Origin of the sequence: Conchiformibius steedae, from assembly GCF_014054725.1 — a bacterium.
Taxonomy (GTDB): Bacteria; Pseudomonadota; Gammaproteobacteria; order Burkholderiales; family Neisseriaceae; genus Conchiformibius; species Conchiformibius steedae.
The window spans coordinates 911935-933633 of the sequence record NZ_CP059563.1; the positions used below are offsets into that span (position 1 = coordinate 911935).

At 51.7% G+C, this 21699-nt stretch carries 20 protein-coding genes and 2 tRNA genes; 13 read left to right on the forward strand and 9 right to left on the reverse strand.

What is annotated here, in order from left to right:
• Positions 1-62 precede the first annotated feature (62 nt).
• The 5 genes from mnmG to H3L98_RS05095 form a co-directional block, all read right to left on the reverse strand.
• Positions 63-1955: a tRNA uridine-5-carboxymethylaminomethyl(34) synthesis enzyme MnmG gene (mnmG, locus tag H3L98_RS05075; protein ID WP_027021042.1), complete on the reverse strand. Its 1893-nt coding sequence runs from the start codon at positions 1953-1955 to the stop codon at positions 63-65.
• A 94-nt stretch (positions 1956-2049) separates the two neighbouring features.
• Complete coding sequence (locus H3L98_RS05080) at positions 2050-3273, reverse strand: NADH:flavin oxidoreductase/NADH oxidase family protein (protein ID WP_027021043.1); 1224 nt, start codon at positions 3271-3273, stop codon at positions 2050-2052.
• 34 nt (positions 3274-3307) lie between these two features.
• A complete protein-coding gene (locus H3L98_RS05085; RefSeq protein WP_027021044.1) occupies positions 3308-3499 on the reverse strand; it encodes a hypothetical protein in 192 nt (63 codons plus the stop codon).
• Positions 3500-5395, reverse strand: coding sequence for a TPR end-of-group domain-containing protein (locus H3L98_RS05090; protein ID WP_027021045.1), 1896 nt, complete (start codon positions 5393-5395; stop codon positions 3500-3502). It abuts the gene before it with no gap.
• Positions 5392-6321 (reverse strand): aldose 1-epimerase, encoded by a 930-nt coding sequence (locus H3L98_RS05095; RefSeq protein WP_027021046.1) that lies wholly within the window; start codon positions 6319-6321, stop codon positions 5392-5394. Before H3L98_RS05095 ends, H3L98_RS05090 begins: the two co-directional genes overlap by 4 nt.
• Before the next feature lie 301 nt (positions 6322-6622).
• Between H3L98_RS05095 and msbA the strand changes: the two genes are divergently transcribed.
• The 7 genes from msbA to H3L98_RS05130 all read left to right on the forward strand — a co-directional run bounded on the left by msbA (position 6623) and on the right by H3L98_RS05130 (position 14807).
• Entirely contained in the window at positions 6623-8359 is a 1737-nt protein-coding gene (gene msbA / locus H3L98_RS05100; protein WP_027021047.1) for a lipid A export permease/ATP-binding protein MsbA, read from the forward strand.
• A 149-nt stretch (positions 8360-8508) separates the two neighbouring features.
• A complete protein-coding gene (locus H3L98_RS05105) occupies positions 8509-9285 on the forward strand; it encodes a ferredoxin--NADP reductase (RefSeq protein WP_027021048.1) in 777 nt (258 codons plus the stop codon).
• Positions 9286-9357: 72 nt separating this feature from the next.
• Positions 9358-9978 carry an RlmE family RNA methyltransferase gene (locus H3L98_RS05110; protein WP_027021049.1) on the forward strand — a complete coding sequence of 207 codons (621 nt, stop codon included), beginning with the start codon at positions 9358-9360 and terminating at the stop codon, positions 9976-9978.
• A gap of 63 nt (positions 9979-10041) precedes the next feature.
• Positions 10042-12063 carry an ATP-dependent zinc metalloprotease FtsH gene (gene ftsH, locus H3L98_RS05115; protein ID WP_034332952.1) on the forward strand — a complete coding sequence of 674 codons (2022 nt, stop codon included), beginning with the start codon at positions 10042-10044 and terminating at the stop codon, positions 12061-12063.
• Positions 12064-12250: 187 nt separating this feature from the next.
• Positions 12251-12322 (forward strand) — tRNA-Leu (locus H3L98_RS05120).
• A gap of 2 nt (positions 12323-12324) precedes the next feature.
• A tRNA-Gly gene (locus H3L98_RS05125) sits at positions 12325-12397 on the forward strand.
• A 424-nt stretch (positions 12398-12821) separates the two neighbouring features.
• On the forward strand, positions 12822-14807 hold the full coding sequence (locus H3L98_RS05130; protein WP_051531929.1) for a slipin family protein: 1986 nt from the start codon (positions 12822-12824) through the stop codon (positions 14805-14807).
• A gap of 52 nt (positions 14808-14859) precedes the next feature.
• Here the strand turns inward: H3L98_RS05130 and H3L98_RS05135 are convergent, their stop codons facing one another.
• Both H3L98_RS05135 and rph read right to left on the reverse strand, forming a co-directional pair.
• Positions 14860-15252, reverse strand: a complete 393-nt coding sequence (locus H3L98_RS05135) for an RNA-binding S4 domain-containing protein (RefSeq protein WP_027021052.1) — start codon at positions 15250-15252, stop codon at positions 14860-14862.
• Positions 15249-15974: a ribonuclease PH gene (gene rph / locus H3L98_RS05140; protein ID WP_027021053.1), complete on the reverse strand. Its 726-nt coding sequence runs from the start codon at positions 15972-15974 to the stop codon at positions 15249-15251. The genes H3L98_RS05135 and rph overlap by 4 nt, the downstream gene beginning before the upstream one ends.
• Before the next feature lie 30 nt (positions 15975-16004).
• Between rph and H3L98_RS05145 the strand changes: the two genes are divergently transcribed.
• Positions 16005-16319 (forward strand): hypothetical protein, encoded by a 315-nt coding sequence (locus H3L98_RS05145; RefSeq protein ID WP_051531930.1) that lies wholly within the window; start codon positions 16005-16007, stop codon positions 16317-16319.
• A gap of 13 nt (positions 16320-16332) precedes the next feature.
• Here the strand turns inward: H3L98_RS05145 and H3L98_RS05150 are convergent, their stop codons facing one another.
• Together H3L98_RS05150 and H3L98_RS05155 are read right to left on the reverse strand one after the other, a co-directional pair.
• A complete protein-coding gene (locus H3L98_RS05150) occupies positions 16333-17187 on the reverse strand; it encodes an ATP-binding protein (protein WP_027021055.1) in 855 nt (284 codons plus the stop codon).
• A gap of 170 nt (positions 17188-17357) precedes the next feature.
• Positions 17358-17996 (reverse strand): hypothetical protein, encoded by a 639-nt coding sequence (locus H3L98_RS05155; RefSeq protein WP_027021056.1) that lies wholly within the window; start codon positions 17994-17996, stop codon positions 17358-17360.
• Positions 17997-18144: 148 nt separating this feature from the next.
• On the opposite strand from H3L98_RS05155, the gene H3L98_RS05160 reads away from it, so the two are divergent.
• The 5 genes from H3L98_RS05160 (at position 18145) to H3L98_RS05180 (ending at position 21697) form a co-directional block, all read left to right on the forward strand.
• A complete protein-coding gene (locus H3L98_RS05160; protein WP_027021057.1) occupies positions 18145-18495 on the forward strand; it encodes an arsenate reductase in 351 nt (116 codons plus the stop codon).
• A gap of 13 nt (positions 18496-18508) precedes the next feature.
• Entirely contained in the window at positions 18509-19285 is a 777-nt protein-coding gene (locus H3L98_RS05165; protein WP_034332955.1) for a UDP-2,3-diacylglucosamine diphosphatase, read from the forward strand.
• 25 nt (positions 19286-19310) lie between these two features.
• Positions 19311-20105 (forward strand): polyamine aminopropyltransferase, encoded by a 795-nt coding sequence (locus tag H3L98_RS05170; RefSeq protein ID WP_027021058.1) that lies wholly within the window; start codon positions 19311-19313, stop codon positions 20103-20105.
• A 78-nt stretch (positions 20106-20183) separates the two neighbouring features.
• A complete protein-coding gene (gene panB, locus H3L98_RS05175) occupies positions 20184-20975 on the forward strand; it encodes a 3-methyl-2-oxobutanoate hydroxymethyltransferase (protein ID WP_027021059.1) in 792 nt (263 codons plus the stop codon).
• 29 nt (positions 20976-21004) lie between these two features.
• Positions 21005-21697, forward strand: coding sequence for an aspartate/glutamate racemase family protein (locus tag H3L98_RS05180; RefSeq protein ID WP_027021060.1), 693 nt, complete (start codon positions 21005-21007; stop codon positions 21695-21697).
• Positions 21698-21699 lie beyond the last annotated feature (2 nt).

Below are 21699 nucleotides of genomic sequence, written 5' to 3' on the forward strand. Positions count from 1 at the left end.
ACGCCCGCCGTGTACGTACAGTACATCAGGGCGTTGGTAACGCCGTATCGTTGCGATTTTCATCAACTTGATTTGGCATCAGCAAATCCGCGCTTTAAATGCACCATCAGCAGGGCAACGGCGGCGGGGGTAATCCCCGAAATGCGCGAAGCCTGACCCACGGTTTCGGGGCGGTGCTGGTTAAGTTTTTGTTGCACTTCGGCGGATAAACCTTTGACTTTGCTGTAATCAATGTTTTCAGGCAGCTTTAAGGTTTCCAAATCGCGGCGCGTGCCGATTTCTTCGTTTTGGCGTTCAATATAGCCCTGATATTTCACTTGAATTTCTACTTGTTCCACCACGTTTTCAGGCAGCGGCGCATCCGATGCAGCGCCGTCCAAAGTCATCAGCGCGGCATAATCCACATTGGGGCGGCGCAACAGGTCGTGCAAATTGGCTTCGCGGCTGAGTTTTTGTCCGAACACGCGCACTTGCTCGCTTTCAGGCAGCTTGGCGGGGGTGTACCAAGTGGATTTGAGGCGTTGGATTTCGCGTTCCACTTGCTCGCGTTTTTCGCTAAACGCTTGCCATTGCTCGGCGGAAACCAAGCCGATGCGGTAGCCGTCTTCGGTCAGGCGCATATCGGCGTTGTCTTCGCGCAGTTGCAAACGGTATTCGGCGCGGCTGGTAAACATGCGGTAGGGTTCGTTTACGCCTTTGGTAATCAAATCATCAACTAACACGCCCAAATAGGCTTGTTCGCGGCGCAAAATCAGCGGTTCTTGTTCGCGCACATATTGAACGGCATTTGCGCCTGCCAGCAAACCTTGGGCGGCGGCTTCCTCGTAACCTGTTGTGCCGTTGATTTGTCCTGCAAAAAACAGCCCTTGAATGGTTTTGGTTTCCAAGCTGGCTTTGAGGTTGCGCGGGTCAAAATAGTCGTATTCAATAGCGTAACCAGGGCGCAGGATGTGGGCGTTTTCCAAGCCTTTCATGCTGCGAACCAAGTCAATCTGTACGTCAAAAGGCAGGCTGGTGGAAATGCCGTTGGGATAGTATTCGTGGGTGGTCAGCCCTTCGGGTTCAAGGAAAATCTGGTGGCTGTCTTTGTCTGCAAAACGGTTGATTTTGTCTTCAATAGACGGGCAGTAACGTGGTCCAACGCCTTCAATTTTTCCTGTAAACAGGGGGCTGCGGTCAAAGCCTGAACGGATAATATCGTGTGTTTTCAAATTGGTGTGGGTAATCCAGCAGGAAACTTGGCGCGGGTGCATGGCGGCGTTGCCGCGCACGGACATCACAGGAACGGGGGTGTCGCCTGGTTGTTCGCTTAATTGGGAAAAGTCAATGGTGCGCCCGTCAATGCGTGGCGGTGTGCCTGTTTTCAGGCGGGCAACGGGCAGGTTTAATTCTTTTAAACGCCCCGATAAGCCTTGTGCGGCGGGGTCGCCTGCGCGTCCGCCTGCGTAGTTTTCCATGCCGATGTGGATTTTGCCTGCCAAAAATGTGCCTGCGGTCAGTACTACGGCACGGGCTTTAAATTCCACGCCCATGGCAGTTTTAACACCCGACACGCGCTCGCCGTCTAGGGTAATGTCTTCCACTGCCTGCTGGAACAGCTCTAAATTTTCTTGATTTTCCAGCATTTCGCGGATGGCGGCTTTGTAGAGTATGCGGTCGGCTTGGGCGCGGGTGGCGCGTACCGCCGCGCCTTTGCTGGCGTTTAAACGGCGGAATTGAATGCCCGACATATCGGTTGCCAACGCCATTGCACCGCCCAGTGCATCCACTTCGCGCACGAGATGCCCTTTGCCGATGCCGCCGATAGACGGGTTGCAGGACATTTGTCCTAACGTTTCAATATTATGGGTGAGCAGCAGGGTGTGTGCGCCCATGCGTGCGGCGGCAAGTGCGGCTTCCGTGCCTGCGTGTCCGCCACCGACCACAATCACATCATAGGTTTTGGGGTAAATCATGATTTTGTATTATTTTTACAGCAAAACGGCGGATTGTACGCGCTTTTGCGGCGGCAAAAAAGCTGCCTGAACACGCTTTTCAGGCAGCCTGTAATTAAGCCCGTTCCTTACGGAATGCTGTCGCGCCCTGTTGCCACAACATCCGTGCCAATACCGTCCACGCACACAATTTCGGCTGCGGTGTTTTGCCCTGCGCCAACAGGTGCATTTGGCGGATATACCACTGCATATCCAGCATTCCGCCAACGGATTGGTCGAGCTTGGCGATGCCCAAACGCACAGGCGGCGTGTCCACACGTTCAAAGCTGCCTGAAAATAATTGTTTCGGCAAATCAGGCAATAAGGCAAACGGCTTGCCAATGCCGACAAAATCGGTGTCGCCGCTGGACAAGGCTTCGCCCATGCCCGCCGCGCTGCGGAAACCGCCCGTTACCGCCAAAGGCACATTGCAACTGGCGCGTACTTCAGCCGCATAATCCAAAAAATACGCTTCGCGGCGGCGCGTACTTTCTTTGACCGCGCCCATCATTGCAGGCGCTTCATAATTTCCGCCCGAAAGTTCCAATAAATCCACGCCTTCGTTTGCCAACGCTTGAGCCACCTGCACAGAATCTTCTTCGCTAAAACCGCCTTTTTGAAAATCTGCCGAATTCAGTTTGACCGACACCACAAATTCGGGCGCGGTACGGCGGCGGATTTCGCGGTAAATTTCCAGCAAAAAACGCATACGGTTTGCCAAACTGCCGCCCCATTGGTCGCTGCGGCGGTTGTGGTGCGGCGACAAAAACTGGCTGATTAAATAACCGTGCGCCGCATGAATCTGCACCCCTGAAAATCCGGCGCGTTCCGCCAGCGCCGCCGCTTCGCCAAAACACCGAATCAAATCAGCGATTTCGTTTTCCGCCAATTCGCGCGGCGGGTTGAAAAACGCCGCCACATTGCCCGTTAAGGGCACGGCACTGGGCGCAACGGGCGTAGGCGACAAATCTTTGGGCGATTGCTTACCAGGGTGGTTCAGCTGCATTAACGCCAATGCGCCGTGTCGGGTAGCGGCTTGCGCCCAACGTTGCAGCATCGGCAGGTCGGCATCGTTTTCCAGTACCACCGCGCCCGCATTGGTTAGCGCAGTGCGGTCAATCATCACATTGCCCGTAATCAGTACGCCCGCGCCGCCGTCTGCCCAACGTTCATACAGGCGCACCAAAGCTTTGGTGGGGCGGCAATCGGGCGTGGCAAGCTGTTCATTCATCGCCGCTTTTAGCAAACGGTTGGGCGCAACCGCGCCATTGGGTAAAGTAAAAGATTGATGGGCAAGCATGGTTGTTCCTAGTAATAAAAGGTTTTCGGGAAGGTTAATCATCTAAGTTTTGGCGGTAATCCGCCCACAAAAAAGCCTGATACACATCTTCAGGCAAAGCCGTTTCCGCATCGGGCGAATACAGCCAAGCTTCAAAATCCGCCGTGTTTTGCCGTCCGCTTAAAAACGGCAGTACATAGCGAAACCATTGGGGCAATGTGGGATTATGAGTATCTTGATTATTCATTTAATTGGGGAAAGTGTGTTTAAACCAATCCTGAAAAGCTGGGCTTTGGCGGATGCCGTCAAAATCTTTGTCCTGCTCAATATGGCTTTTGGACGGGAAATTATCGGCTGAAGCCGCCAATTTTAATTGTTCCACTACCTTATCGGCGCTGCTGTCTAAAAGCGCGTACACGCAGGCTAGGTTATATGCCAATTCAGCCGCGTGCTGCGGATAATTTTGAATAAAATCTTCGGTAAGCTTTTTCGCTGCTACTAATTTTGCTTGCGCGGCTTGGTTTTGTTGATTTTGTTTTCTGGCGTCATATTCATTTCCTAAAGAAATCATCTTGTTACGAACAGGGTTGTAATAATCGGGCTCAATGTCTAGAGCCTTGTCGTATTGTTTATAGGCTTGATTCCATTTATCCCATGCTTCGTCCAAGTGGTTATTGTGTGCCAAAGCTTGTGCTTCATCGTCTAAAGCTGAACCCCAATTATTAGCAGCTTGATAAAAATCAGGCTTAATGCGTAAAGCCTTGTTGTACAGTTTATAGGCTTCACTCCATTTATCCCGTGCTTCACCAAAGCGATTATTTTTTGTCAAAGCCTGTGCTTCATTACATAAAGAAATAGCCCAGCTAGAGGCAATTTCATAATCACTGGGCTTGATACTTAAAGCCTTGCCGTATAGTGTATAGGCTTGGTTCCATTTCTCCCATGCTTCGTCAAAGCGGTTATTTTGTGCTAAAGCCAGTGCCTCATTACCTAAAGTAACAGCCCAGTTAAAAGTAATTAGATAATCATCAGCTTTGGTGCTTGAAGCTTTGCTGTATAGTTTATAGGCGTGATCCCATTTCTCCCATGCTTTATCAAAGTTATTATTTTGTACCCAAGCTAGTGCTTCATTATCTAAAGCAGTACCCCAGTTGAGAGCGGCTGGATAAAAATCGGGATTGATATGTAAAGCCTTGTCGTACAGTTGATATGCTTGATTCCACTTATCCTGTGCTTCACCCAAACGGTTGTTTTGTGCTAAAGCCTCTGCTTGATGGTTTAAAGCATTGCCCCAGTTATAAGCAGCCTGATAGTTATCAGGGGCAAGCACTAAAACCTGTTGATAGCCTTGCTCAATATAGGGAAACCATACAGATTTTTGTAAGCGGCTACCTTGTTTATAAGCTTCATGTGCTTGATAAGCTGCATTAAATAGGGCATCAACATCATTCTGGCTGTGCTGTATTACCGCCTGCCATGCATAAAATGCCTGTTCGTGTTCCGTATAGCTTTTGGCTTGGTCGGATAATATAATGGCATGGGCGCGCAGCCGTTCGGCTAAAGGGATTTGTTCGTTATCTTGCAAATCGTTTGCGGCTTGTACGGCAGCTTGTTGTGCGGCTGCATTATCAGAGTTGGACTGGTAATCGCGCATTTGTTCGATTTGTGCCATGTAGTCGGCGGCGGTTCGGTGTTGGCTTTTGATTTCCGATAAATATTTTTCAGCGTCTCCAGTATACTTCTTGGCTTCGTTCAAATATTTTTCGGTCTGGTCAATATATCCTTTGGCTTTGTTCAAATATGTTTCAGCTTGTTCGGTATGCCCTTTAGCTTCATTAATGGCTTGCTTTAAATTTTCCAGCATATTGCTGCGCTCGCGCCAATAAAATGCCAAGGGCAAAATCAGGCTAAGTAAGCCGATTAGGGTCAGCCACCATGCGATGGTTTCTTGTTGGCTGTCTAAGGTTTCTTTGCGTAAATCCAGCATTTTCTCCTGAAATTGCAGCTCCAGCGTTTTTAAATCCTGTGTTGAAACAGTTGGCGTGGCAGCTTGTGATGCAGCTGTTACCGAAACAGTGGTTTCGGCAACAGCCATATTCAGCAGCAAGCACAGGACAAGCGGGAAAAGATAGGTGGGTTTCATGCGGATTCCAAGTGTTGCAATTGGTAAACGGTGCTAAAGCGGTGAGACGCGCCTGCGGGCAGGGTAATCAGTCCGATACCGTTATTAAAACAATCGGGTGCGCCGCTTAAATTTTCTAGGGCAATGCTGTCGCGCTGCGGGGGTAGATACACTTGCATAAAGGGATAGCTGGCATCGGGGCTGATGCTGAAGCGGTAGAGATTGTTTTGCAACACGCAAGCGGGGGTGTCGTGATTGGCTAAAATAAAACAGTGGTCTAACTCGGCATTTTGCAGGGATGCGGGCGCGGTAAAACGGGTGTCGTCCACTCTATTGCCTGTGGGCAGCAGGTCGTTATCAAACTGTAAACGGTGCTTGGCGTTGAGTTGCAGTGTCCAATCATCAGCTTGCCCGCCTAGGGTAAAGTAGGGATGCCAGCCGTCTGCCAAGGGCATGGGTTGATTGCTGTGGTTCTGCACTTCTGTGCAAAGGGTTAAGCCGTTTTCATTTAGCTCGTAACGGACAGTGATGCGGTAGGGGAAGGGATAGCCGTTGATGTTGCCTGTGTAATCGTGGCTCAGTTCCACCCATGCGCCTGTGGCGTTGCTGCCAATGCGGGTAACGGCAAATTCGGCGTTATACAATAAGCCGTGTATGGCGTGTCCGTTTAGGTGGTGGCTGCCTGTGTGGTAATCGGTACCGTTAAAATGATAATGTCCGTGTTTGAGGCGGCAGGCAAAGGGGCTGAGTTTGGCGGAAGCAAAACGTTCGGTAATGCGGGCGCGGGCATCGTGTTCATCGGCATAGGCGGCGATAACGTTGTGCCAATGCCCTTGATGAAACAGGGCAAAACGGTTTAAAACTGCGCCAAAGGTAAAAATATACACGTCGTGGCGTTGGTGGGCTTGCAAACGGGCATAACCTGCATCGTATTCGGCGGAAAACATGGTGTGAAAAGTTAAAAGTTTAAAAACAGGATTATAACGCAGGCAGACGGGCAGGGGGTTAGGGCGTATCCCTATTGACTTATGCGGCGGTGTTGTTGGTATCAACCCGCGTCTGCCGCGTTAAAAATCCTTGCAAGGTGTTCAACCTTGCGCGGATTTTTGCCTTGCATACACGAGTTTCTACTCAAAAAAACCGCTTGGCAAAGCAAATGGGGACACGCCCTAGAGCTTACCTGCTAAACTTGGGTTGAGCGGCGATTTACCGTACAATGGCGTTTTGGTTTTTTTATCCTGTCCGCTTATGCACACCACCCCCGCCGCTGTTTTATACCGCAGGCTGTTTGTTTATTTAAAAAATTATTTAACGCTGTTTTTGCTGGCGGTGCTGTCGATGGTGGTGGTGGCTGCCACCATGCCTTTGTTTGCGCGTTTGATGCAGCCTTTGATTGACGAGGGCTTTGTTGCCAAAAATATGGCGATGATGCAGTGGCTGCCGTGGGCGATTGTGGGTTTGTTTGTGGTGCGCGGGGTATTTAATTTTATTAACGAATACGCCAGTAGCCATATTTCGGGGCATTTGGTGCAAACGATACGCCAAGAGCTGTATGCCAAATTATTGCGTTTGCCCGGTAATTATTTTGTGCGCCATTCCAGCGGGCGGGTGATGAGCCGTATTATGAACGATGCGGGACAGATTGCCGATGCGGGCTTTAATGTGATTACGGTAATTGCCAAAGACGGGGTGAGCGTGGTGGCATTGCTGGTGTATTTGCTGTATTTGGATTGGCAATTAACGCTGATTACGCTGGTGGCTTTGCCCGCTATTGGTTTTTGTGTGCGCGTACTCAGCCGCCGTTTGCGCCATCTGTCTTCGCAAAGCCAGCAGTTTAACGGCGAAATGACGCAGTCTTTGCATGAAAGCATCAACGGCAGCCGTGTAATTAAAATTTATGGCGGACAAGCGCACGAACAGGCGCGTTTTTCGCGGGTGGCAGCGGAAGTGCGCCGAAATGGGGTGCGTCAAACGGCGGTTTCGGCTGCCAGTTCGGGCATTACCCTGCTGATGGTGGCGGCGGCATTGTCGCTGATTTTGTATTTTGCCGCACAACGGGCGCAACAAAGCGGTTTTAGCGCGGGCGATTTTATGTCGTTTCTAACCGCCATGATTATGATGTTTGACCCCATCAAACGCATTACAGGCGTGATGCAGTCGCTACAGCGCGGTTTGGCGGCGGCGCAGAGCGTGTTTGATTTTTTAGACGAAGCCGAAGAGCCTGCAGACGGCACCTTGCCGCTGTCCGAACCTGTGGGCGATATTGTGTTTGATAATCTGGTGCACCGCTATCCCGATGCCGAGCGCAACAGCCTGAACGGTGTCAGTTTTACCGTGCCAGCAGGTAAAGTGTATGCGCTGGTGGGCGCATCGGGTTGTGGGAAAACCACTTTAGTCAATATGTTGCCACGCTTTTTTGACCCCGATTCGGGCAGCATCCGCATTGGCGGGTTGGATATCCGTCAAGCCGATATTGCCGCTTTGCGCGAAAAAATGGCATTGGTCAGCCAAGACGTAGTGTTGTTTAACGGCACCATCGCATCTAATATTGCCTACGGCGCACAAAGCAGCGCATCGGAAACCGAAATTATCGCCGCCGCCCAAGCCGCTAACGCATGGGAATTTATCCAAGCCCTGCCGCAAGGTTTACACACCCCCATTGGCGAAAACGGCATGAAACTTTCAGGCGGACAACGCCAGCGCATCGCCATTGCCCGCGCCCTGTTAAAAAACGCCCCCATTTTGATTTTGGACGAAGCCACCAGCGCACTCGACAACGAATCCGAACGTTTGGTACAAGCCGCTTTGGAAAAACTGATGGCACAGCGCACCACCATTGTGATTGCCCACCGTTTAAGCACCGTAGAAAACGCCGATTGCATTGTGGTGATGCACGAGGGCAGAGTGGTTGAGCAAGGCACACACGCAGAATTGCTTGCCGCCAACGGACGTTACGCCGATTTGCGCCGTTTTCAAGCCGCTTGAAAATACTTATGCCCCCACCCCCACCCTAACCCTCCCCCACTTGCGAGGGAGGGCATATCAGAGTTTAAACGTATGGATTCCCTCCACCGTTTACGGGGGAGGGCTAGGGTGGGGGAATCAATCCAATTCATTAAACAGAAAGAAAAAACATGGCAGCTTTTAATACCCAAACCGTTTTATCCGTCCACCACTGGACCGATGCCTACTTTACCTTTACCTGCACCCGCGACGACAGCCTGCGTTTTGAAAATGGTCAATTTGTGATGATTGGGCTGATGGTAGATGGCAAACCCCTGTTACGTGCCTACAGCGTTGCCAGCGCCAACTGGGAAGAACATCTTGAATTTTTTAGTATTAAAGTACAAGATGGTCCATTAACCAGCCGTTTGCAGCATTTAAAAGTGGGCGATGAAATTCTCGTCAGCAAAAAACCGACAGGCACGCTGATTTTGGGCGACTTAAACCCCGGTAAACACCTGTATCTGCTTTCTACCGGCACAGGCATTGCACCGTTTTTAAGCGTTACCAAAGACCCAGAAGTGTATGAACAATTTGAAAAAGTGATTTTGGTACACGGTGTGCGTTATCAAAAAGATTTGGCGTATTACGACCGCTTTACCCGCGAGCTGCCCGAACATGAATATTTGGGCGAGATGGTGCGCGACAAACTGATTTATTACCCTGTGGTGTCGCGTGAGCCGTTTAAACACCAAGGGCGTTTGACCGATTTAATGAAAAGCGGAAAACTGTTTGAAGACATCGGTTTACCGCCGATGAACGCCCAAGACGACCGTGCCATGATTTGCGGCAGTATGGCGATGAACCGCGATACTGCGGCGGTTTTGGACAGCTTTGGGCTGACCGCTTCGCCGAAAATGGGGCAGCGCGGCGATTATCTAATTGAGCGGGCATTTGTTGATCAATAAATTGATTTAATTAAATTATCAGGCAGCGCGTATTATTCGGCTGCCTGAGTTGTCTTATATATTGGGAAAACCATGGCACAACGTTCCAAATCTTCCAAAGCATGGCTGCACGAGCATGTCAACGACCCTTATGTCCACCGCGCCCAAAAAGACGGCTATCGCGCCCGCGCTGCGTATAAATTATTGGAAATAAATGAAAAAGACAAGTTAATTCGCGCAGGAACGGTGTTGGCGGATTTGGGCAGTGCACCGGGGAGTTGGTCGCAAGTGGCATCGCAACTGGTTGGCACACAAGGAAAAGTGTTTGCGCTGGATATTTTGCCGATGCAGCCGATAGACGGCGTGGATTTTATCCAAGGCGATTTCCGTGAGCAGGCAGTGTTGGAGCAGCTGGAACAATTATTGAATGGGCGCGAACTTGACCTTGTAATTTGCGATATGGCACCCAATATGGCGGGAAATGCCGTGATTGACCAAACGCGCAGTTATTATTTGTGCGAATTGGCATTGGATTTTGCCGCTGCCCATGTGAAAACGGGTGGGGCGTTGTTGGTCAAAGTCTTTCAGGGAGCGGGATTTCAGGCATTTCAGGCGGCGATGCGCGAAGTGTTTGCCACCGTGCAAACGCGCAAGCCCGATGCTTCGCGTAATCGCTCCAGTGAGCTTTATCTATTGGGCAGAAATAAACGCTGACAAGGCTTGCTGCCTGATTTACAATCTGTTTCAAGTTTTGAATTTTGCAAGGAGCGTGTTCACGTGGGGAACAACACCAAGAATCTTTTGTTATGGGGTGCGATTTTGCTGGCGATTTTCGCTGGCGTCAACGCCATGCAGGACAAAAAAGCCGATGCGCAACAAATTGAGTACTCTCAATTTTTGCAGCAAGTGCGTGCTGGCGAAGTGAATAATGTTAATTTGGAAGGCTCGCCTGTAGGCTACATCATCAAGGGCGAGCGCAATGATTCCATCAAAAGTAAATTCAGTACCAATGCGCCGATGGATGATAAATTGGTACAAACTTTGGAAGAAAACAAGGTTCGTATTAAGGTAACGCCTGAAGAAAAACAGGGCTTTTTAAGCAGCTTGTTTTTGAGCCTGTTGCCTGTATTGCTGCTGATTGGCGTGTGGATTTATTTTATGCGTATGCAGACGGGCGGCGGCAAAGGCGGCGCGTTCTCGTTCGGTAAAAGCCGCGCCCGTTTGTTGGATAAAGACGCCAACACGGTGAAATTTTCTGATGTGGCGGGTTGCGATGAAGCCAAAGAGGAAGTTCAGGAAATTGTGGACTACCTGAAAGAACCAGGACGTTATCAGACTTTGGGCGGGCGTGTGCCGCGCGGTATTTTGCTGGCAGGCAGTCCTGGTACGGGTAAAACCCTGTTGGCAAAAGCCATTGCAGGCGAAGCGGGCGTGCCGTTTTTCAGCATTTCAGGCAGTGATTTTGTGGAAATGTTTGTTGGCGTGGGCGCAAGCCGTGTGCGCGATATGTTTGAACAAGCAAAGAAAAACGCACCTTGCATTATCTTTATTGACGAGATTGATGCAGTGGGTCGTCAGCGCGGTGCAGGTTTGGGCGGCGGTAACGACGAGCGCGAGCAAACCTTGAACCAGCTGTTGGTGGAAATGGATGGTTTTGAAAGCAATGAAACCGTGATTGTGATTGCCGCTACCAACCGCCCCGACGTGTTGGACCCTGCTTTGCAACGCCCCGGTCGTTTTGACCGTCAAGTGGTGGTGCCACTGCCCGATATTCGCGGACGTGAGCAGATTTTGAAAGTACACGCCAAAAAAGTGCCTTTGCACGAATCGGTGGATTTGGTGACGCTGGCACGCGGTACCCCTGGTTTTTCGGGTGCGGATTTGGCGAATTTGGTTAATGAAGCCGCGCTGTTTGCGGGTCGCCGCAACAAAGCCAAAGTGGACCAAAGCGATTTTGAAGATGCCAAAGACAAAATCTATATGGGTCCCGAGCGCCGCAGCATGGTGATGCAGGAAGACGAAAAACGCGCCACTGCCTACCACGAATCGGGTCACGCGATTGTGGCGGAAAGCCTGCCGTTTACCGACCCCGTGCATAAAGTCACCATTATGCCGCGTGGACGTGCCTTGGGTTTGACTTGGCAGCTGCCCGAACGCGACCGCATTAGCATGTACAAAGACCAAATGTTAAGCCAAATCAGTATCCTGTATGGTGGACGCATTGCCGAAGATTTGTATGTGGGACGCATTTCCACAGGCGCATCCAACGACTTTGAACGCGCTACCCAAATCGCCCGCGAAATGGTTACCCGTTTCGGCATGAGCGACAAAATGGGCGCGATGGTGTATGCAGAAAACGAAGGCGAAGTGTTTTTGGGACGGACTGTTACCCGCTCGCAACATATTTCCGAAAAAACCCAGCAGGAAGTGGATGCGGAAGTGCGCCGTATTTTGGACGAGCAATATGCCGTGGCGTATAAAATCTTGGACGAAAACCGCGACAAGATGGAAACCATGTGTAAAGCTTTGATGGAATGGGAAACCATTGACCGCGACCAAGTGCGCGAGATTATGGAAGGCAAACAGCCCAGCCCGCCCAAAGATTACAGCGACAATGTGCGTCAAAACAGCGAACCTGAAGCGGCTGCGCCCGTAGCAGCAGAAGCCAAGCCTGAACAAGCAGTTGCCGATAAAGACGACCATGCGCCGTCTGCGGAAACGGTTAGCGCTGCAACTGCACCGCAACAGCCCGTTGAAACGGCAGACAATAAAACGTCTGACAGCGAAACCAAGGCTTAATCTGAATTGACTGAAACAAGCTGCCTGAAAGGAAATGATTCTTTTCAGGCAGCTTTTTTTGCGCTTTTGGGTTACAATCGCGCTGTGCTGTGGTTCTTGCGGCATCCAGCGGTTTTGTTTCATCAAGCAAGCCCGTGCGGGCGGCGTGCCGTACCGTATGCGGGATAAAGTGGGAACAGGCATATTCGTTGAATTAGCTCATGGGTAGAGCATAAGGTTGAGGATCTTAAGGTAGCAGGTTCAAATCCTGCATTCAACTCATTTGAATTAGCTCAATCGGCAGAGCATAAGCCTTCCAAGCTTAGTGTAGGGGGTTCGAATCCCTCATTCAAAACAAACGGTAAGACGAAAGTCTGTGGTTCGACTCCACCTTGCCCTTGCGGCAATGTAAATTTGAATTAGCCAAGAGGCTAGGCGTCAGATAGTTTTTATCTGAAGACACGGGTTCGATTCCCGTATTCAACACCCTGTAGTACCCGCAGCCCGTGCTGCTGTTTTCTGCTAAATGGCTTGCGTACTGTGCCTGTATGGGCGGTACGCGGGCTGGGATGCGGACGGTGGGCAGGCCGCAGGCACGGTTGAAGCGTTGGCGGACGGCGCACCCCCGCACGGCAAAACGGTTTGGGCTGGATGTAAAACCTGTTGCCGTAAGGGGCTGCACCGTTCCCCGCCGCCCACACGTTGCTTGCCGCCATGCCTGCTGAAATAAACAGCAGCGCGGGCTGCACCTTACCTAATGGATAATGAGAGAGAAAAAAATGTTATACAGCAAAATCAAAGTTCGCATGGATGAGCGGGCAATTATCGTCATTGACGAGAAATTATCGGGTGTGCTGGAAGCAGGCGAGCATACCGTGTGGCATATTGGCAAAAGTTTCAGCCATTATATCAATAATATGGGCGATTTAAATGTCAGCTGGACAGGTGTAGATGCGGCTTTGCGTTTTCAACGTCCGATTGCCGAAAACTGCTGGCAGATTTTTGATTGCGACGACGACAGCGTAACGGTCGTTTGGCATAAATACCTACCTGCCCAAGTAATTGCAGCGGGCGAAAGCCGCGCTTTTTGGCGACCCGAACAAGGCAATTTACAACACTGCCGCATTTTAAAAAATGATTTTTGGTTGCCCGAAGAGGCACAAGCGGCTTTGTTCCAACAGCCTAATATGGGCAGCAGACATCTGCAAAAATACCGTGTAAAACCGCATGAAAAACTGATTATTACCATAAACGGCGAATTGGCGCGGGTGTTGGCGGAAGGCGAATATGTGTTGCATTTGCCTGCCGATGGCAGCGTGGAAACCGTGTTGTGCGATGCCGCTGAAAATTTGGTGGTTACTTGGCAGGGCATCACCGATGTTTTGCGTTTTCAACGTGAGTTGGCGCAGCAATATTGGCTGATTATCGACAGCCCCATTGGCAGCGATACGCTGGTTTGGCATGAACGTTATTTACGCCCGCAAATTGTCCCCAGCGGTCAAAGCCGTGCGTTTTGGTTGCCAGAACAGGGGCAAATTGAGCGTTGTGTCTTGTCGCAACACGATTTTGAATTGCCTGTCAACGTGGCAGCGGCATTGCTGAAACAGCCACAGCTGGATTTGCCTTTGCGTAAATACACGGTGAAAACCCATGAAAAAATGCTGCTGACCGTGCGTGATGCTTTGCAGCGCGTGTATGGCGAGGGCGAATACCTGTTGCGTCTGCCTGACGACAGCGTGAAAGTGCTGTTTGCCGACAGCCGTCAGCCCGAATTTGGCGATTTCAAGCAGATTCAGGCGTGGGCGCGGCAGCAGCCAGAATTGGTAGCACAACATTTTGATTTTGTTCAGGCGCAAACCGATGAATTGGTGTTGTATTCGGTGGGCGGGGTGCTAACGGGCTGGGTTGCGCCCGAGCGTTCTGCCTATTTCTGGAAACAGCCTGCACAGGTTTTAAGTTTTAAACACATTGATTTAAAAAACGGTTTGCAAATTGATGCGGAAACGGTGGCGCAGTTGAAAGCCGCGAAATTCTGGCAAACCGATTTTGCCGATATTGTTTATGTGGTGGAAGTGCCGCCGCAGCATCAGGGTTTGGTGTATTTAGACCAAGTGTTGCAACCTGTTTTAAATACAGGGAATTACCATTATTGGCAGCTTGCCCGCCATGTTCATGCCGAAGTGGTGGACATGCGTTGGCAAAGCTGTGAGATTTCGGGGCAGGAATTGTTGAGCGAGGATAAGGTCAGCTTACGAATCAATGCGGTATGCAATTACCGTGTGGAAGATGCCCCCGTTTGGTTGGCGGGACACCGCCGTCCTGACGAATATTTGTACCGCGAATTGCAGTTTGCCATCCGTGCGGTGGTGGGCAGTAAAAGCATTGACCAATTATTGTCGGATAAACAAGGTATTGATGAAGAACTGACGGCGATGATGCAGGGCAGGCAGTTGGGCGGGATTGAAATCGGCAGCGCGGGTGTGAAAGACATTATCTTACCAGGGGAAATCCGCACCATTTTAACCCGTGTGGTGGAAGCGGAAAAATCGGCGCAGGCAAACAATATCCGCCGCCGTGAAGAAACCGCCGCTACCCGTTCGCTGCTGAATACGGCGCGGGTAATGGAAGAAAACCCCACCGCCTTGCGCTTGAAAGAGCTGGAAACGCTGGAAAAAGTGACGGAAAAAATTGATAAAATTTCCGTCTATGGTGGTTTGGACGGGGTGTTAAAAGGTTTAATCAATATACAGCCGCCGCAATCGTAACCTTATCAAAACAAACGCTTTCGTCCTATGCGAAAGCGTTTTTTTTAGGGCTTTACCAATCGCGTTTTAAGCGGTCAAGCTGGCGGCGGTCGCGCTTGGTGGGACGACCGTCAGGATAAGCGGCGGTAATGCGGCTGGCTTGGTCCAATAATTTTTGCGCTTCCCGTTTGGCGGCGGTGGCTTCGTCTTCGCGGTAAAGTAAACGCGCTTCGGCAGCGGGACGGCGCTGATTGTTTAATGCCAGCACGGTTAATTTATACGGCAGCGAATTCAGCGTTAAATCAACGGTATCGCCCGCATGAATGTATTTGCTGGTTTTCACTTTTGCGCCGTTTACCTGCACGCGCCCCAATTCAATATGGCGTTGCGCCAAACCGCGCGTTTTAAAAAACCGCGCCGCCCACAGCCATTTGTCCAAACGCATGGTGTCGGGTGCTTGGCTCATGCAATGCCCTCCAAAAATGCCTGTTCTTGTAAGGCGCTTAATTCGGCGATGCCTTTTTTACCCAATGCCAACAAAGCGTTCAATTCGTCAAAATCAAAGGCTGCGCCTTCTGCTGTGCCTTGAATTTCAATGATTTTTTCGGCGTTCAACATCACCAAATTGACATCGCTGTCGCAGCCCGAATCTTCGGGATAATCCAAATCCAATACAGGTACGCCGTTTACCACGCCTGCCGACACCGCCGCCACACTGCCGATAAACGGATTTTCCGTCAATTTACCGCTTTGTTGCAGCTTATGAACGGCGATTTTCAGGGCGACAAACGCGCCTGTAATCGCTGCCGTGCGCGTGCCGCCGTCTGCTTCCAACACATCACAATCAATCAAAATCTGCCGTTCGCCCAATTTGGTTAAATCCACGGCGGCGCGTAAACTTCTGCCGATTAGCCGTTGAATTTCTTGGGTTCTGCCCGATTGTTTGCCTGCTGTGGCTTCGCGGCGCATACGGGTTTCGGTGGACGCGGGCAACATGCCGTATTCGGCGGTAATCCAGCCGCGCCCTTGTCCGCGCAGCCACGCGGGGACGTTTTCATCTAGGGTAGCAGTACACAGAACACGGGTGTTGCCGCAGGCAATCAGTGCGCTGCCGTGGGCGCGGGGCAGAAAATTGGGGGTGATGGATACGCGGCGCAGTTCATCATTGGCGCGGTGGCTTCGGGACATGGATTTTCCTTTTTACTTAAATACTTTAAAATGATTTTTTTATTCGGGGAAAACAAAATGATTGGATTGATTTTATTGTTGGTGTTGGCAAAATGGCAGGATTTTCAAGCGGCAAACACGGCAGCATGGCAATGGGCGTTGGGCTATGCGCTGGTGGGGGCGTTGTTCGGCGGCGGCGGTTTGGTGCTGATGGTGTTAAACGGTATGTTGCTGTTTTTATACACATGGGGCTATTTTGCGCTGTTGCGCCGTTTTACCGATTCGCTGCTGATTTGGGTGCCGCTGTATTTGGGCGGGGCGTTGCTACCGTTTTTGCTGACGGTTATGATGCTTTCCAAGGCATAAAATGGCAATGCATTTACTGCCGCTGTTCGGGCAAACGTCCCGCCCAATCGCAGGCAAACTGATAAGCGGTGCGCCCCGAACGGCTGCCGCGCATTTGCGCCCATTGCAGCGCGGCGCGGCGGGCGTTGTCGTCAAACGCTAAACCAAAATCGTCCAACCACAAGGCAGCTGCTTGTAAATACTGTTCTTGGTCAAATGGATAAAAACTTAACCACAAACCAAAACGGTCGGACAGAGAAATTTTTTCTTCTACCGCTTCGCGCTGATGCACTTCGCCGCGCGCGCCTGTGTAGCCGCCGTTTTCGTCCATAAATTCAGGCATTAAATGGCGGCGGTTAGACGTGGCATACACCAGCACATTGTCGCTGCGGCGCGACAGGCTGCCGTCTAAAGCGGTTTTCAGGGCTTTGTAGCCGTCTTCGCCGTCTTCAAACGACAAATCATCACAAAACACAATAAATTTTTCCGAACGCGCTGCCAGCAGGCTTAACAAATCGGGCAAGCTGGTTAAGCTGTCTTTATCGGCTTCAATCAGGCGCAAACCCTGTGCGGCATATTCGTGCAACAAGGCTTTGACCAAAGAAGATTTTCCCGTACCGCGCGCGCCTGTCAGCAAAACATGGTTGGCGGGGCGACCGTGCAAAAACTGCTCGGTATTGCCCACCAAACGCGCCATTTGCGTATCCACCGCCGCCAAACGTGCCAGCGCAAAAGTATGCGGCTGCGGTAAAGCCTGCAACACGCCGTTTTTATGCCAGCGGAACGCCACTGCCTTATCCCAATCGGGCGCAGACGGCGGCGCAGGCAAATAGGCTTCCAAACGGCGCAATACCGAAGCAGCAAGGGTTTTTAAGGTTTTGGTTTTCATGTGGGAAAGCTGGTTTGATAGTTGATAAACATAAAAACGAGACAAGGAGACAACGCCCGCCGTGTACAAGTAACACAACAGGGCGTTGGCAACGCGGTATCGTTGCGATTTTAATCAATTATATCAATGATAAAAACCCGACGGCGCACACACGCGGTCGGGTAGGGCAATCAGTGCAGTTCGCGGATATCGCGCCAGCCGTTATTGGTTTTTACCAAAGTGGCGCTGCGTTCTACGCTGTGGTTAAACGCTTTGAGTGCGTCGTCGTCTTTCAACAGGCTTTTTGCCCATTTTTCGGGAACGATTTTGGCGGTATAGGAAACTTGGCTTACGGTGTAGCCGCGGTGCGCGGTGGGTTCGGTAAAGTAGTTGATTTTTTCTACTTTTGCCGTGCCCACACACAGCAATGCGCCGTGATGTCCCAAGCGGATTTTTTCTTTGCCCTGCTCGGTTAGGCGGTAAACCAGATAGCGCGGGGCTTCGCCTTGTTCGGATGCTTCGCCTTTTTCTTCTTTTTGCTCTTCATACAAACCGGCGTGTACCAGTTTGTCCATTTGGCGTATGGCTTCGGGGTTGGCGCGTTTGCCGTCGGGCTGGCGTTTGAGCAGCTTAATTTCGGGCGCACCCAGCAGGCTGTGGGCTTTGCTTTCGTTGTCGGCGCGGTGCTGTACGTCTAAAGCATAGGGCAGACACACTTGGTTGAAGCGGGAAGCATCGTTAATGGCTTGCTGCATGTGTTCGGTGGTGTCGTCTTGGCTGCTGCACGCACCCAATGCCAGTGCTGCGCCGATAAGCAGTAATTTTTTCATTGCAATTCCTTTAAAACGTGCCGAATACGGCTGCGGCAGGCGCAGCTTGGCAAAAAACGCAAGAATAGCCCCAAAATGTTTATCCGACAAGACAAAAAACGCCCGATTCCGTACAATCGGGCTTGTTTTTGCATTAAGGCTAAAGAAAATGACTGTTTTATATGGTATTCCCAATTGCGATACGGTAAAAAAAGCGCGTGCGTGGCTGACGGAACAAGGCGTGGCACACACGTTTTGCGATTTTAAAAAATCCCTGCCTGATGAGGCTTTGTTGCGCGATTGGTTGGCGCAATTGGGCGCAGAGGTGTTGATTAACCGCCGTGGCACGACGTGGCGCAAGCTGTCGCCCGAACAGCAGGCACAGGCGCAAAACGAAGCGGGGGCAGTGGCGTTGATGGCGCAGCAGCCCAGCATCATCAAACGTCCTGTGTTGGTACACGCGGGGCAGGTGTATTGTGGCTTTGCGGCGGAACAGTACGCGGCATTGTTCGGCAAATAATGGGAAACACACGATGGCGCAAACGGTTTTTGTGGCGGATTTGCATTTGTCGGCACACACGCCCGATTTAACGGAACTGTTCTGCCGCAGTGTGGCGGCGTGGCGGGGTAGGGTGGATGCGCTGTATATTTTGGGGGATTTGTTTGATGCGTGGGTGGGCGATGATGCTGCCGATGCCACGGCACAACAAGTCGCGCAGACGTTACGGGGTTTTGCGGAAACTGCGCCTGTGTATTTTGTGGCGGGCAACCGTGATTTTTTGTTGGGACGGCGTTTTGCGGCACAAGCGGGCATGGTGCTGTTGCCTGAATATTATGCCGTGTCGTTGTACGGCAAACGTTACCTGCTGATGCACGGCGACCAATTGTGTACGGACGACCGTTCTTACCTGTATTTCCGCCGTGTGATTCGGCAACCGTGGTTGCAGGCTTTGCTGCTGCGTTTGCCTGTGGCGTGGCGTGTGCGTTTGGCGGGCGACATCCGCCGCGAAAGCAGCCGCAAGCAAAGCCGTCCCGACAGCTACACGCGTACCGATGCCACCGAAAAAGGCATCACAGCGGCGTGGCAGGGTTTTCGTGCAACAGACGTGCTGATTCACGGACACACGCACCGTCCCGCTTTGCACTGCCATCAGATTGACGGAAAAGAACGTTTGCGCTGTGTGCTGCCCGATTGGCACAGCGGGCGTGGCGGTTATGTGTCGGTGTCGGCGGCGGGGGTGGAGTTGCGTTCACTGCCTGAAAATGTGTCAGATGGTGCAGATACAGCAAATCTGAACAATCAGTTATAATAACTGTTTTGCCCTTGTGATGATTATGCCTCACCCTTACCGCCGCAAACATTTGCGCCGCCGCGCTTTGCCTGAAGTGGGCATTAGCGAAAGCGGCAATATCCGTTCCCTGCACCTTGGCACGCCCACGGTGCAAAGTGCCATGAATGTGGACAACCCCGCCGAGCTGGTGTTGTCGTACAGCCGTGCCATGATGGCTTGGCTGTTGTTTGTAGAACAGCTGCCCCGACACATTACCCAAATCGGCTTGGGCGGTGGCAGTTTTGCCCGCTGGCTGGCGGCGTATCTGCCCGATGTGCGCCAAAGCGCGGTGGACATCAATCCGCAAGTGATTGCCGTTGCCCGCAGCCTGTTTGCCCTTCCCCCCGAAAACGAATACTTTGAAATCATTGAAGCAGACGGCGCACACTACATCAAAACCGTGCGCGGCGGCACCGATGTGATTTTGACCGATGGTTTTGACGGCGAACAGATTATCGATGCCTTGGTGTCGGACGAATATTTTGCCGACTGCCGCCGCGCCTTGAGCGGACACGGCATTTTTGTCAGCAATTGGTGGCAGGGCGACAAACGTTATCCGCATTTTTGCGCCCGTTTGCGCCACGCCTTTGACGGGCGCGTGTTGGCAGTGCCTGCCGAAACCCACGGCAATGTCGCCGTGCTGGCGTTTCAAACCGCGCCCGTATTGCTGTTGGACACCTTAAAAAAACGTGCCGAACAATTATCCGCCCGATACGGCTTGGATTTCAAACGCATGCTGGCAGACCTGAAAGCCACCAACGGCAGCCAAGGGCGCAGCCTGTGTTTTCAAAGCGATTAAGGCGTGTTCCCCACCATATTGAAAAAACCATTTTTCCCACCATTTGCATCAGCCTAATCCCTTTAACGAAAGTCTGAAATGATTACCGTAAACACTCTTCGCCAGATGAAGTTCGCAGGCGACAAAATCACCATGCTCACCTGTTACGAAGCCGCTTTTGCCACGCTGATGAACCAAGCGGGCGTAGATGTGCTGCTGGTGGGCGACTCGCTGGGCATGGTGGTACAGGGACAGGCTTCCACCTTGCCTGTGTCGCTGGACGATATGTGTTACCACACCGCTGCCGTTGCCCGTGGCAACAGTCGGGCGTTGATTGTGACCGATTTGCCTTTTGGCAGCTATCAGCAAAGCCCGCAACAGGCATTTGCCGCTGCTGCCAAACTGATGGCGGCGGGCGCACACATGGTGAAGCTGGAAGGCGGCGCACTGATGGCAGAAACCACCGAATTTTTACAACAGCGCGGCATTCCCGTGTGCGCTCACATTGGTTTAACCCCACAGTCGGTACACGCATTCGGTGGTTATAAAGTGCAGGGCAAGGGCGACATCGCCGCCGCTGCCTTATTGGAAGATGCCCGCGCCCACGATGCCGCAGGTGCAGCGATGGTGTTGATGGAATGCGTGCCTGCTGCCTTGGGCAAGCGCGTAAGCGATGCGGTTTCCTGCCCTACCATCGGCATTGGTGCAGGTGTGGATTGTGACGGACAAGTATTGGTGATGCACGATATGTTGGGCGTGTTTCCCAAGCCCGCCAAATTCGTCAAAAACTTTATGCACGGGCAAAGCTCGCTGCAAGATGCTTTTGCTGCCTATGTGCGCGAAGTGAAAAACGGTACATTTCCCGCCGCCGAACATACGTTTGCTGAATAAAATCCGTTTTGTGATATAGAGAAAACAGCATGAATACCATCGGCATTATCGGCGGCATGAGTCCCGAAAGCACGGTTGCCTACTACCGCGACATCAACCGCATTGTTAATCAGGCGAAAGGCGGAAATCACAGCGCCCCCATTGTGTTGGCGAGTGTGCCGTTTGAGACCATTGTGGATTGCCAAAAAAACGGCGATTGGCACAAAGCAGGCGAATTGCTTGCCGAAGCCGCGCAAACGTTGGAACGTGCAGGCGCACAAGCGCTGGTGTTGGCAACCAATACCATGCACAAAGTTGCCGCACAGATTAGCGGTGCAGTGGCGATTCCGTTTTTGCATATTTTAGATGCCACGGCTGATGCGGTGCAGGCGCAAGGTTTGCAGCGGGTGGGGGTGTTGGGTACGCGCTTTACCATGCAGGACGGTTTTTATCGGGACGGTTTACAGCAGCGCGGTATTGAAGCCGTGATGCCCGATGCCGCCGCGCAAGACGATATTCACCGCATTATTTTTGACGAGTTGTGTGTGGGCGATATCCGTGCCGACAGCCGCCGCCGTTACCGTGAAATCATTGCCCGTTTGCAAGACGAAGGCGCACAAGGTGTGATTTTGGGCTGTACGGAAATCGGTTTGCTGCTGTATCCTGAAGATTACGCGCTGCCTTTGTTTGATACTGCCGCGCTACACGCCCGCGCCGCCGCCGAATTTGTGTTGGCTGGGTAAGC